Genomic DNA, 13020 nt, shown 5'->3' on the forward strand with positions numbered 1-13020 from the left:
TCAAATCGCAACAGACGTCGTATCCGCGCCGAATCCGGGCGGATGAAGAGATCAACAAGGGGAGTGACCGCCGATGAAGGTGCTGGTGCCTGTCAAACGCGTGATCGACTACAACGTGAAAGTCCGTGTGAAATCGGATGGCAGCGGAGTCGATCTGGCAAATGTGAAAATGTCGATGAACCCGTTCGACGAGATTGCCGTGGAAGAGGCAATCCGCCTGAAGGAAGCCGGCAAGGCCGAAGAGGTCATCGCGGTCTCCATCGGCGTCAAGCAGGCGCAGGAAACCCTGCGGACCGCACTGGCCATGGGCGCCGATCGTGCAATCCTGGTTGTTGCCGCCGATGACGTGCACACCGACATCGAACCGCTGGCCGTCGCCAAGATCCTGAAAGGGATCATCGACGAGGAGCAGCCCGGCATCGTGATTGCCGGCAAGCAGGCCATCGACAACGACATGAACGCCACCGGCCAGATGCTGGCGGCGCTGACCGGCTGGGCCCAGGCGACCTTTGCCAACACGCTCGACGTCGACGGCGACAGCGCCGTGGTCTCGCGCGAGGTGGATGGCGGCCTGCAAACCGTCAAGGTGAAGCTGCCGGCGATCATCACCGCCGACCTGCGCCTGAACGAGCCGCGCTATGCCTCTCTGCCCAACATCATGAAGGCAAAGAAGAAACCGCTCGACGAGAAGACCCCCGCCGACTACGGCGTGGACGTCACGCCGCGCCTGCAGGTGGTCAAGACCTCGGAGCCGGAAACCCGTCAGGCCGGTGAAATCGTGGGCTCTGTCGACGAGCTGGTGGCCAAACTCAAAGAGAAGGGGATCGTGTAATGGCTGTTCTTCTGCTTGCCGAGGTGACCGACGGCGCGCTGGCGCTGGATGCCACCGCAAAGGCCGTTTCCGCCGCCTCGAAACTGGGTGATGTGAGTGTTCTTGTCGTCGGCGAGAAGGCTGCGGATGCCGCGGCCGAAGCCGCCAAGATCGCCGGCGTGGCCAAGGTCCTGGTCGCCGAGGATCCGCTCTATGGCCACCGCCTGGCCGAGCCGGTCTCGGTGCTCGTTGCCAAGCTGGGCGCGGATTACGACCACATCGTTGCCCCTGCCACCACCGACGCCAAGAACATCATGCCGCGCGTTGCCGCGCTTCTCGACGTGATGATCCTGTCCGACGTGACCGCCGTGGTCGACGCCGATACCTTCGAGCGTCCGATCTATGCCGGCAACGCCATCCAGACGGTCAAATCGCTGGATCCGAAGAAGGTCATCACCTTCCGCACCTCGACCTTCGACGCCGCCGGCGACGGCGGTTCGGCCGGGGTGGAGGCCGTGGCCGCCGCCGAGGATCCGGCCCTGTCGGAATGGGTCGAGGACAAGGTGGCCGAGAGCGACCGCCCCGAGCTGACCAGCGCCGGCATCGTCGTCTCCGGCGGTCGTGGCGTGGGCTCGGAAGAGGACTTTGCCCTGATCGAGAAGCTGGCCGACAAGCTGGGCGCCGCCGTCGGCGCCTCGCGTGCCGCGGTCGACTCGGGCTTTGCCCCGAACGACTGGCAGGTGGGTCAGACCGGCAAGGTGGTTGCCCCCGAGCTCTACGTCGCCGTGGGCATCTCGGGTGCCATCCAGCACCTCGCCGGCATGAAGGACTCCAAGGTCATCGTCGCGATCAACAAGGACGAAGAGGCACCGATCTTCCAGGTTGCCGATTACGGCCTGGTGGCAGACCTCTTCGAGGCCGTGCCCGCGCTGATCGAGAAGCTCTGAGCCTCTCGCGGGAGACATTGGCTGTCAGGGCCCGCCGAACAGGCGGGTCCTTTTCATTTACGCTGGTCGGCGAGAACCTGGCCCAGCGCCGGGGCGAGCGCCTCTGCCGCCTCGGCATGGGCCGCGGGCGACAGCACCTGTACCGCCGCCGTCACATCGAGCGGCGCAAAGATCATCCCTGCCGTGCCGGCCTGCGCGGCCTCCCGCGACGGGACCGAGATCACGATCTCCGCCACCTTCGGGCGCAGGGCTTCGAGCATTTCGGCCGTGATGAAGAGCGGATCTGCATCCGGCCCCTCTGCCGGCCCGCGCCGCGCGAACCAGTGCAGCACAACCGGCTGTGCGATCTGGTCCAGCAGGGCCTCGATCCGCAGTAGCCAGGCCGCCTGAAGCTCTCTGCGCAGCATGTCGAAACGCTCCTTCGACCTGAGCTGCAGGGCGCTGACAAGATGGCGGGTGAAATTGAATTCGGTAAAGTCGACGTCCTCGTAGAGGCTGCGCATCAGCCCCGTTGCCTGCAGGAAACGGTCGTTGCGCCGCGGATGCACGGCGTAATAGCGATTCGACATGTTCTGCGCGCCCATGACCTGAAGCACGACGGCCCTTGCCCGTCTGACCACTTCCAGCAGCTCGGGATCGGCCAGGAAGGCATCGGGCCCGGCCTGTGGCCAACCGAGGTTCAGAACCGGCAGGCCAAGGCGGTCTTCCAGAATGGCGGGAAAGGGGCGTGCGATGAAGCGGCCGTAGGTGTCGCATCCCCCGAGCACCGCAACGAAATCTCCGTCTGTCGGCCGTTTAGGACCGCGAAAGACCGCCCGGGATGCCCCGTAACGGCACGGAAAATACTCGAGCCCACCCCGGCCCGTCGGATCGAAGGACATGTCACACCCCAATGTTCACCCGGGCGCGACCGTGACAGCGAGAAGTTTCCAAAGGAATAAAGCTAAATCAGTGTTCAAATTGCGCAGAGCCCCGCACCGGGGCTTGCGGCACCGGATGCATCCGGTCACATTGCGGCCGAACAGGCAGATGGAGGGTTCCATGGAAATCAGGCAAGTTGGCGTCGTGGGCGCCGGGCAGATGGGCAATGGGATCGCGCATGTGATGGCGCTTGCGGGCTACGACGTCCTGCTGAACGACATCAGCCAGGATTCCATCGACAAGGCCATTGCCACGATCACCAGGAACCTCGACCGGCAGGTCCAGAAGGGCAAGGTGGAGCAGGCTGATCGCGATGCCACGCTGGCGCGCATTTCCACCACCCTGACCCTGACCGACCTCGGCCCCTGCGACCTGATCATCGAAGCCGCGACCGAACGCGAACCGGTCAAGGACGCGATCTTCAAGGAACTGCTGCCGCACCTGAAGCCAGAGACGATCCTGACCTCGAACACCTCCTCGATCTCGATCACCCGCCTGGCGAGCAAGACCGACCGCCCGGAAAAGTTCATGGGGTTCCACTTCATGAACCCGGTGCCCGTGATGCAGTTGGTGGAACTGATCCGCGGCATCGCCACGGATGAGGAGACCTACAAGGCCTGCCTGGGCATCGTCGAGAAGATCGGCAAGACCGCCGCCAGCGCCGAGGACTTCCCGGCCTTCATCGTGAACCGGATCCTGATGCCGATGATCAACGAGGCGGTCTATACGCTCTACGAGGGCGTGGGGAACGTCCGCTCCATCGACGAGGCGATGAAACTCGGTGCGAACCACCCGATGGGGCCGCTCCAGCTGGCCGATTTCATCGGCCTGGACACCTGCCTCGCGATCATGAACGTGCTGCACGAAGGCCTGGCCGACACCAAGTATCGCCCCTGCCCGCTGCTGACGAAATACGTCGAGGCCGGCTGGCTCGGCCGCAAGACCGGGCGCGGGTTCTACGACTACCGCGGCGAAGAGCCGGTTCCGACCCGCTGAGCCTGCGCCCCGCAGGCCCCCCTTTGGCCCCGGTACCGGGGAGCGCCTCCGCTCGTCATCATCTGGCTGGAAATATTCCAGGGGAGGCGAAGAGCGCCGGGGGCAGAGCCCCCTACCCCGCGAAATCCTCGGGCGCTGCCATTTCCAGGGCAGGTGCCTGTTTCATCCTGAGATCCTCGACGCCCAGGGACTCGCCCGGCTTGGACAACCGCGCGCGCACCACCCAGTGCAGGCGGGTTTCGGCGCGGGTGATCGCAACGTAGGCAAGCCGTTTCCAGAGCGGCTGTCCGGCCTCCATCCGCCCCGCGCGGGATGCCGCGTAGATATCCGGCGCAAAAACCTGCACCTCGGGCCATTGCGAGCCCTGTGCCTTGTGGATGGTCACTGCCGCGCCATGCAGGAAGGTGGCCCCCATGCGGGCTGCAAAGGGGATGAAGGGTTCCGCCTCGTCGGGCTTCTCGATCTTGACGATGGACGCCGCAGACACCTGCGGGTTCTCGGCCCCGACCACGTGCAGACGGGAAAAGCCGGGCTTCTGTCCCGGCCCGAGATAGATCACCTGCGCCCCCTTGATCAGGCCCCGCGCCTCGAGATCCAGGCGCTTCTTGCGATGCTTCAGCGGCAATTCGATGCCGTCGCAGATCAGCGGCTCGCCCGGTAGAAGCGCATCCTCGGGGGCGTCGTGCACCGCGCGGAAGGCATTGATCAGCCGGATTCGGGTGGCGTTGCGCCAGACCAGTACCGGAGAGCGCGCCATCAGCCCGGATTCGACCCGCTGGGCCCAGACCACGCGGTCATCGCGTTTCGCCGCCTCCTCGACCATGCGCTCGAAGCGGTAGAAATCGACCTCGGGATCGGCCAGGGCATGGGCGAGATCCAGGATCGGGTTGTCGGCCTCCTGCCGGTGGATCCGGGCCAGGGTCAGCCGGGCCTGCTCGGGCATGCTATCAAAGACCATCTCGCCGGATTGTCCGACCGGGGCAAGCTGGGCCGGATCACCGAAAAGGACGAGGTTCGGAAAGATTTCCTTCAGGTCGTCGAACTGTCGCTCGTCGAGCATCGAGGCCTCGTCGACGAAGCCCACGTCGAGGGGGTCGTCGCGACGCTTCCATCCGGTGATGAAATCGGACCCCCGCAATCCGGCCACCGCCAGCGCGGCCGGGACGGATCGGTTGACTTCGTAGGAGGCCTTTGCACGGTCGAGCGCATCGGGGGCGAGGCCCTCGATCTCGGGTTTTTCCCCCTCGCCCTCCAGCCATTCGGCAATGCGCTCGTATTCCGGATCATAGACCGGCTTGTAGAGGATGCGGTGGATGGTGGTGGCGGGAACGCCCCGCAGGCGGAGCACCGAAGCGGCCTTGTTGGTCGGCGCCAGGATGGCCAGCGTGCGGGCTTCCTTGGCACGCTTGGGCTCGTAATCGCCGGAAACGACCGAGAGGCCCGCAGCTTCGCAAGCATCTGCCAGCGCGGAGAGCAACATGGTCTTGCCCGATCCGGCCTTTCCCAGAACGGCGAGCACGCGCGCGCGCCCCTCCATCGGGGGCGTCGTGCTGCCGGCGTCCAGATCGACTCCCGCGCCTTTCAGCGTTTCCGAGATGCGATCATAGGCCTCGGCCTGGTCGTGCGAAAATGTGATGGCAGAGGGCAATGTCATGGCGCGACGCTACCCTTTGGGCGCGGAAAGCGCCAGATGCGACGAAGCCGCGAAAGGGCGAACTGCCCCTCGCGGCCCCTGAAAGCAAACGGTCCCGTCGCCGGGCCAGCCCCCTTAGTTGCGGCGCTCGCTCGGCGGCATGGAAAAGAAGTAGCTGCCCTGCTTGGCGCCCGGCGGGCGGCGTTCCGGTTCTGTCGCGCGGCGGATCGCTTCGGCTTTTTTCCGGGCGATCTCCTCCTTTGCCACGTGGCTGGCAATGGCCAGCTGTTCGACCATCGCCTGCATGCCGCGATCGCGCGCAGCCTCCTGCAGCTCGGCCAGGACATCAATCATCCATTGGTCCTTGGACGTGCGCGGAATGAGGGACGGAGGCATCTCCGTCCGGTATGTCGTAGAAGTAGCGTGACCCCTCATCGTCATTCTCCACTTTTCTGCCGTCCGGGATGGCCGGCAGTCACCACCCGCCGGCAAGAAAATGGCCGGCGAGCTTTCCACTCACCGACCATCCTGCGCGCCGGGGAATTAACAGAGAGTTACTTCCCTGCCTCCAAAACGTCTTCAACTGTACGTAATCCGGTGCGCGGCGCCTGAACCAGAACTGCCATGTTACCCGGTTTATGCTGATTTCTCAGCATTTTGGTATGCGCTTGGGGAATATCCGCCCAAGGAAAGACCTCGGACATGCAGGGATCGAGGCGCCGTTCCAGCATCAGGCGGTTTGCAGCTGCGGCCTGTTTCAGGTTGGCAAAGTGCGAGCCCTGAAGACGTTTCTGATGCATCCACATGTAGCGCACGTCGAAGGTGCAGTTAAACCCGGAGGTGCCCGCACAGATCACGACGATGCCCCCCTTCTTGACCACGAGGGTGGAGACCGGGAAGGTCGCCTCGCCCGGGTGCTCAAAGACCATGTCGACACTCACGCCCTTGCCGGTGATGTCCCAGATCGCCTTGCCGAACTTGCGCGCCTCCTTGAGCCACTCGTTGTACTCTGGCGTGTTGACGGTGGGCAGCTGGCCCCAGCAATTGAATTCCTTGCGGTTGATGACGCCTTTTGCGCCCTGGTCCAGCACGAACTGGCGCTTGCTCTCGTCCGAGATCACGCCGATGGCGTTGGCGCCGGCCGTATTGGCCAGTTGGATCGCATAGGAGCCGAGACCGCCCGAGGCGCCCCAGACCAGCACGTTCTGACCCGGCTTGAGCTCGTGGGGTTCGTGGCCGAAGAGCATCCGGTAGGCCGTGGCCAGCGTCAGCGTGTAACAGGCGCTCTCTTCCCAGGTAAGATGCTTCGGACGCGGCATCAGCTGCTGTGCCTGGACGCGGGTGAACTGCGCGAAGGAGCCGTCGTGGGTCTCGTACCCCCAGATCCGCTGGGTGGGCGAGAACATCGGATCGCCGCCGTTGCACTCCTCGTCGTCGCCGTCGTCCTGGTTGCAATGGATGACCACCTCGTCGCCGACCTTCCAGCGCTTGACCTTGTCACCGACGGCCCAGACGATGCCCGAGGCATCGGAACCGGCGATGTGATAGGGCTGCTTGTGGCCGTCGAAGGGGCTGATCGGCGTGCCGAGCCCGGCCCAGACGCCGTTGTAGTTCACGCCCGCGGCCATCACGAGCACCAGCACCTCGTGGCTGTCGATCTCCCAGGTGTCCACGACCTCCTGCTTGAAACTCTGCTCGGGCTCGCCGTGCCGCTCGCGGCGGATGGCCCAAGCGTACATCTTCTTGGGCACATAGCCGAGGGGCGGCATCTCGCCGATCTCGTAGAGCTCTTTCTCGGGGGCGTCGTAGGGGGCGATGCCCGTTTCAGTATCCAGTGCCATGAGGCCCTCCTCCGGTTGCAAATTGCCGCGACGCAGAATCGCGCTGCCTGACCCCCAGGTACATTTCACGACGTAATTTTGCAATACATTTTACGTCGCATATGTAATTTTCGTGCGCGCAAGATTTTTGCGCAAATATCCTCTGGCCGCGACGGCGGCTGATTAGAGCCTTTAGCACAGGGGTATCGCGATAGATGATACCGCGATTCCCCCATCTCGCCCGGCAAATTCGACCGAGGGTGCCGCAGAGGCGGGTCTGCGCCACGTAAGCGGCGCGCCTTTGTCAAAAACATGCTATGATTGTGTCATGACGCCGCGACGCGGCGAATTGACAGGATCATATTGCATCCTGTACGTGCATATCTGTGAAATTTAATTGCGCGCCCATCTGCGCACTCGATTCCAGAGGCCTGCCATGACCGACGCCATGACCGAGACGAACGCTCCGCTCCGTGACCGCCCCTGGCTGTTCCGCACCTATTCCGGTCACTCCACTGCGGCTGCCTCGAACGCGCTCTATCGCGGCAACCTGAAGAAGGGACAGACAGGCCTTTCGGTCGCTTTCGACCTCCCGACGCAGACCGGATATGACAGCGATCACGTGCTGGCGCGGGGCGAAGTGGGCAAGGTCGGCGTGCCGATCTGCCACCTGGGCGACATGCGCACACTCTTCGACCAGATCCCGCTGGCCGAGATGAACACCTCGATGACGATCAACGCCACCGCGCCCTGGCTTCTGGCGCTCTACATCGCGGTAGCCGAGGAGCAGGGAGCCGACCCGAAGGTGCTGCAGGGCACCGTGCAGAACGACCTGATCAAGGAATACCTGAGCCGCGGCACCTATATCTGTCCGCCGAAACCCAGCCTGAAGATGATCGCCGACGTGGCAGAGTATTGCTATCGCGAGGTTCCCAAATGGAACCCGATGAACGTCTGCTCCTATCACCTCCAGGAGGCCGGTGCGACACCGGAGCAGGAGCTGGCCTATGCGCTGGCCACGGGCATCGCGGTGCTGGACGAATTGCGTCCGCGGATCCCGGAGGAGGATTTCCCGCGCGTCGTCGGGCGCATCAGCTTCTTCGTCAACGCCGGCATCCGTTTCGTGACCGAGATGTGCAAGATGCGCGCCTTTGTCGACCTCTGGGACGAGATCACTGCCGAGCGTTACGGCGTGGAGGAGGAGAAATTCCGCCGCTTTCGCTATGGCGTGCAGGTCAACAGCCTTGGCCTGACGGAACAGCAACCAGAGAACAACGTCTATCGCATCCTGCTCGAAGCGCTGGCCGTGACCCTGAGCAAGAAGGCCCGTGCCCGGGCGGTGCAACTTCCGGCCTGGAACGAGGCGCTTGGCCTGCCCCGCCCCTGGGATCAGCAATGGTCGCTGCGGATGCAGCAGATCCTGGCCTATGAGACCGACCTGCTGGAATTCGACGACCTCTTCGATGGCAATCCGGCGGTGGACCGCAAGGTTGCCGCGCTTAAGGAAGGGGCGCGCGCCGAGCTGGAAAACCTGTCGTCCATGGGCGGGGCCATCGGGGCGATCGACTACATGAAATCGCGCCTGGTGGAGAGCAACGCGGAGCGCGTGGCCCGGATCGAGCGCAACGAGACCGTGGTGGTGGGCGTGAACCGCTGGACCGAAGCCGAACCCTCGCCCCTGCTGGGCGAGGACGGCGGCATCATGACCGTGGACCCGGCCGTGGAAGCAGAACAGGTGGGCCGCCTGACCGAATGGCGGGCCTCGCGCGACGATGACGCGGTGCGCGAGGCGCTCGATGCGCTGCGCGCAGCGGCACGCGCCGGAGAGAACATCATGCCAGCCTCCATCGCGGCGGCAAAGGCCGGCGTTACCACCGGCGAATGGGCCGCGACCATGCGAGAGATACACGGCGAATACCGTGGTCCGACGGGGGTTTCCTCGGGAGTGAGCAACCGGACGGAGGGGCTCGATGAACTGCGCGACATGGTAGATGCGGTCAGCGACAGCCTGGGGCGGCGGCTGAAGTTCGTCATCGGCAAGCCGGGCCTCGATGGGCATTCCAACGGCGCAGAGCAGATCGCCTGCCGCGCCCGGGACTGTGGCATGGACATTTCCTATGACGGCATCCGCCTGACGCCGGAAGAGATCGTGGCCAGCGCCCGACGTGACGAAGCCCATGTGATCGGCTTGTCCATCCTGTCCGGCAGCCACATGCCCCTGGTAGCCGAGGTGATGACCCGCCTGCGCGCCGAGGGTCTGAGCCATATTCCTGTGGTTGTCGGGGGCATCATCCCCGAGGAGGATGCCAGGCGCCTGCGCGACATGGGTGTTGCCAATGTCTATACGCCCAAGGATTTCGAGCTGAACACGATCATGCGCGACGTCATCACCCTCGCCCGGCCCAAATCGGTTGCCGCCGAATAAGGCTTTCCCCTGCCCGCCTGCGGCCTACCCTTGAACCAAAGGAGTACGGCCATGCGAGAGATAACGAGGCAAGCCAGGATCACCGGTCGGGTGCAGGGCGTCAGCTATCGCGCCTGGACCCGTGGCCAGGCAGAACAGCTCGGCCTGGCCGGATGGGTCATGAATCGCGACGATGGGTCGGTCATCGCGCTGTTTCATGGCCCCGAAGACAGGGTGGAAGCGATGCTGACGGCCTGCTGGACGGGCCCCGGCGCGGCCAATGTGCGCGATGTTCAGACCAGCGAAGCGGGCCCTCCTGCCGAGAACGGATTTCGGATACGGCGCTAAGCAGCAGAGCCCGATGCCAGGTCATCCCTGCCCGTTTCGGCAATTGGCCGCGAGTCTTTGCCTGCCTCACGCCTTGGTTAATTGAAGCTTTGCAAAAGTGCCCCAAGTTAGGGGGCATGCGGCCAAAGTTTCTCCCCCTTGTGGCCTGTTGCCTGGCACTTTCCCTGCCGAGGCCCGCGGTTTCGGATACGGCAGGTACGACGTTGCTCAGGCAGCGCGCCATTTCATATGCCACAACCGGTGGCTACGAGTTGTCGCTCAGCGACGACTGGTCTTCGCTGTCCTTCGACGTCTTTGCGCCGATCAGCGCCTCGCCCGTCACCGGCGCACGCTTCACCGATGTGCAGCTCGGCTTCAGCGGCAAGGACCTGACGAACAGCGCCAACCTCAGCTTTGGTCAGGTCTGGCGCAAGAGCCTGTCGCAAGACCGTGTCCTGGGGTTCAACAGCTATCTGGATCTGGGCAAGAAAGACGGGATCAGCACCGTCATGGGGCAGGCAACCTTTGGCCTGGAATACGAAATTTCCAATCCGGGCCGCTTTGCCACCTCCAATGTCACATTCGGCTCGAACCTTTACGTGCCACTCGCCGACTACACGGCGCCGCGCTTTGGCATTGCCAGCGGGACGTATGTGCTGCGCCGCGGTCTCGACAGCTATGTCGCCTGGTCGCGTGACATGACCGACGGGTTTCGCATGGGCGCGCGGATAAGCGTCTTTCACTATCCCTCCACTGCGACCCGCCCGACGCGCGGCATCGGGACCCTGTCGCTGACCAGCAAACTGACTCGCGGGCTGCCGGAAGGCACTTCGCTGAACGCCGGGCTGACCAGCCGCTATACCCCGGGCGAGGATCTTGTGCCACGCCTGCGGCTGCAACTCCGCCGCAGCATGCCCAGCATACCCGGTTTCGGAAAATCCAACGTGGGCGAGCTGCAACCCAGCAGCAATTGCAGCATCGTGCCTGGGCGCGTCCCGCTGGAGCAGCTGCAATGCGGCGAGGGGAAATACACCGCGCTGAAAAAGCAGGATTATTACACTGTCGAGAGCGACGGGCAGACAAGCGAGACCGCCGCAACCGTCCCCTCGCCCGAGCGACAGCTGGGCTATGGGATCCTGTACGTGCCATGACAGCCACGCGGCCCGGGCCGGCCCCTTGTGCCCGGCGCCAAAGCCCTTACTCTGCCGGCTAGCACCTTCAGAGAGGCATTTTCATGACAATCCATATCGGAGCCGAACCCGGGCAGATCGCGGAAACCGTTTTGATGCCCGGCGACCCCTACCGGGCCCGCTGGGCCGCCGAAACCTTCCTCGATGCGCCGGAACTGGTGAACGAGGTGCGCGGCATGTTGGCCTATACCGGTACCTGGAAAGGCAACCGCGTCACCATCCACGGCAGCGGCATGGGCATGCCCAGCCTGTCGATCTATGCCAACGAGCTGATCCGCGACTATGGCGTCAAGACATTGATTCGCATCGGATCTTGCGGCGCCATGCAAGAGAAGGTCGCGCTGCGCGACATCATCCTGGCGATGACCGCGTCAAGCATCTCGACCCCGTCCGCAGGCATTTTCAAGGAGCTGAATTTTGCCCCCTGCGCCGATTACGGCCTGCTGCGCGCGGCCCATGATGCGGCGACGGCCAAGGGCGTCGGTGTGCATGCGGGCGGCATCTACTCGGCGGATGTCTTCTATGACGAGCGACCCGACCTGAACGAGCAAATGACGCGCCATGGCATCCTGGGTGTCGAGATGGAGGCCGCGGAGCTTTACAACCTGGCCCATCGCCACGGTTGTCGGGCCCTCGCGGTGCTGACCGTTTCGGACCACCTGATCACCGGCGCCAAGTTGCCAAGTGCCGACAGGGAAACGAGTCTTTCGGACATGGTAGAGGTCGCGCTGGAGGCTGCATTCGCATGACATTCAAGAAAGTTGAACTTGGGCGCGGCGGCCCACTGGTGCCGCAGCTGGGCTTTGGTGCGATGTCTCTCTCGGGGATGTTCGGACCCGTGGACGAGGATACGGCACTTGATACGCTGCAGGCCGCCATCGAAAGCGGCATCACCTTCTGGGACACGGCCAACATCTATGGCATGGGCCTGTCGGAGCGTATCCTGGGCAAGTACATCGCTGAAAAGAAACCGGAAATCACCCTGGCCACCAAGGCGAGCATCATTCCCGGACCGCCGCGGGTGATCGACAACTCCCGCGACCACCTGCGCAGCGAGCTTGAGAAGTCACTGAAGAAACTGAACGTCGACCGGGTCGATCTGTTCTATGCGCACCGGCATCAGCCCGACCGCCCGATCGAGGAGGTTGCCGAGACTTTCCAAGAGCTTATCGAGGAAGGGCTGATCGGTGGATATGGCCTCTCGGAGGTGGCGCCGGGCACGGTGCGGCGGGCCCATGCGGTTTGTCCGGTGCGCGCGGTGCAGAATGAATACTCGCTCTGGTCACGGCAGCCAGAGCTGGGGCTGATCGACACCTGCGAGGAGCTGGGCATTGCCTTTGTGGCCTTCTCTCCGCTGGCGCGGGGCATGTTCGGCGAAACCTCGATCGAGGCAGCCACCCTGCCCGACACCGATTTCCGCAAGAACAACCCGCGCTTCATGGAGCCAAATTACTCCTACAATATCAAATTGATAGATGGTTTCCGGCAATGGGCGCACGCGCGCGGCTGGACCGTTGCAGCAGCCGCGCTGGCCTGGGTAATGGCGCGGGGAGAGCATGTCATTCCGATCCCCGGAACACGTACCCGTGCGCATCTGGGCGAATGGCTGGGCGCCGCGGACATCACGCTGAGCGCTGAAGACATGGCCGAAATCCACCGTTTGCTGCCCCCGGGCTTTGCCCATGGCGACCGCTATGGCGATCACCAGATGGTGGCCGTGGAGCGCTATTGCTGAGGGCATAAGGACCGATCGGGCCCGTTGCGGGCCTGATCCCTCCCCCCTTTTTTCGGGCCGGATTCGGGGCCGAAACGGGGCATCGGATCTTTTTTGCCCGAATGCGGTACCGATGCCTGCGGGCCCCCGGCGGCGCCCCGGCGAAAACGCCGCCAAGGTGAGTATTTTCGGGAAAGATGAAAGGCGCTGCCGCGCCACGCGAAAGAGCCGGAGCGCAAAGCGCCCCGGCCCTTCTG

12 protein-coding genes are annotated in these 13020 nt (G+C 64.0%); 8 read left to right on the plus strand and 4 right to left on the minus strand.

Features of this window, described 5'->3' with window-relative positions; all coding sequences use genetic code 11:
- Positions 1-73: 73 nt before the first annotated feature.
- Together AC0WR5_RS15660 and AC0WR5_RS15665 are read left to right on the plus strand one after the other, a co-directional pair.
- On the plus strand, positions 74-832 hold the full coding sequence (locus AC0WR5_RS15660) for an electron transfer flavoprotein subunit beta/FixA family protein (RefSeq protein WP_475864497.1): 759 nt from the start codon (positions 74-76) through the stop codon (positions 830-832).
- Positions 832-1758, plus strand: a complete 927-nt coding sequence (locus AC0WR5_RS15665) for an electron transfer flavoprotein subunit alpha/FixB family protein (RefSeq protein WP_475864499.1) — start codon at positions 832-834, stop codon at positions 1756-1758. The genes AC0WR5_RS15660 and AC0WR5_RS15665 overlap by 1 nt, the downstream gene beginning before the upstream one ends.
- Positions 1759-1811: 53 nt before the next feature.
- Here the strand turns inward: AC0WR5_RS15665 and AC0WR5_RS15670 are convergent, their stop codons facing one another.
- Positions 1812-2639: a DUF6473 family protein gene (locus AC0WR5_RS15670; protein WP_475864501.1), complete on the minus strand. Its 828-nt coding sequence runs from the start codon at positions 2637-2639 to the stop codon at positions 1812-1814.
- Between the two features lie 160 nt (positions 2640-2799).
- Here AC0WR5_RS15670 and AC0WR5_RS15675 point away from each other — a divergent pair, with 160 nt between their 5' ends.
- Positions 2800-3675 (plus strand): 3-hydroxybutyryl-CoA dehydrogenase, encoded by an 876-nt coding sequence (locus tag AC0WR5_RS15675; RefSeq protein WP_475864503.1) that lies wholly within the window; start codon positions 2800-2802, stop codon positions 3673-3675.
- Positions 3676-3787: 112 nt separating this feature from the next.
- On the opposite strand, the gene AC0WR5_RS15680 is transcribed toward AC0WR5_RS15675, so the two are convergent.
- The 3 genes from AC0WR5_RS15680 to ccrA form a co-directional block, all read right to left on the minus strand.
- Positions 3788-5329, minus strand: coding sequence for an ATP-dependent DNA helicase (locus AC0WR5_RS15680; RefSeq protein WP_475864505.1), 1542 nt, complete (start codon positions 5327-5329; stop codon positions 3788-3790).
- Positions 5330-5443: 114 nt separating this feature from the next.
- On the minus strand, positions 5444-5662 hold the full coding sequence (locus tag AC0WR5_RS15685) for a hypothetical protein (RefSeq protein ID WP_475864506.1): 219 nt from the start codon (positions 5660-5662) through the stop codon (positions 5444-5446).
- A gap of 200 nt (positions 5663-5862) precedes the next feature.
- Positions 5863-7149 (minus strand): crotonyl-CoA carboxylase/reductase, encoded by a 1287-nt coding sequence (gene ccrA / locus AC0WR5_RS15690; protein WP_475864508.1) that lies wholly within the window; start codon positions 7147-7149, stop codon positions 5863-5865.
- A gap of 415 nt (positions 7150-7564) precedes the next feature.
- Between ccrA and AC0WR5_RS15695 the strand changes: the two genes are divergently transcribed.
- From AC0WR5_RS15695 to AC0WR5_RS15715, 5 genes are all read left to right on the plus strand, one after another.
- Entirely contained in the window at positions 7565-9553 is a 1989-nt protein-coding gene (locus AC0WR5_RS15695) for a methylmalonyl-CoA mutase family protein (protein ID WP_475864509.1), read from the plus strand.
- 51 nt (positions 9554-9604) lie between these two features.
- A complete protein-coding gene (locus AC0WR5_RS15700) occupies positions 9605-9880 on the plus strand; it encodes an acylphosphatase (protein WP_475864511.1) in 276 nt (91 codons plus the stop codon).
- 203 nt (positions 9881-10083) lie between these two features.
- The gene (locus AC0WR5_RS15705; protein WP_475864512.1) at positions 10084-11010 is read left to right on the plus strand and encodes a hypothetical protein; all 927 of its coding nucleotides are present in this window, start codon (positions 10084-10086) and stop codon (positions 11008-11010) included.
- An 83-nt stretch (positions 11011-11093) separates the two neighbouring features.
- Positions 11094-11798, plus strand: a complete 705-nt coding sequence (gene deoD / locus AC0WR5_RS15710; protein ID WP_475864514.1) for a purine-nucleoside phosphorylase — start codon at positions 11094-11096, stop codon at positions 11796-11798.
- Positions 11795-12784, plus strand: a complete 990-nt coding sequence (locus tag AC0WR5_RS15715; protein WP_475864515.1) for an aldo/keto reductase — start codon at positions 11795-11797, stop codon at positions 12782-12784. Before deoD ends, AC0WR5_RS15715 begins: the two co-directional genes overlap by 4 nt.
- Positions 12785-13020: the final 236 nt, after the last annotated feature.

The organism is Pseudooceanicola sp. DL12 (assembly GCF_056270665.1).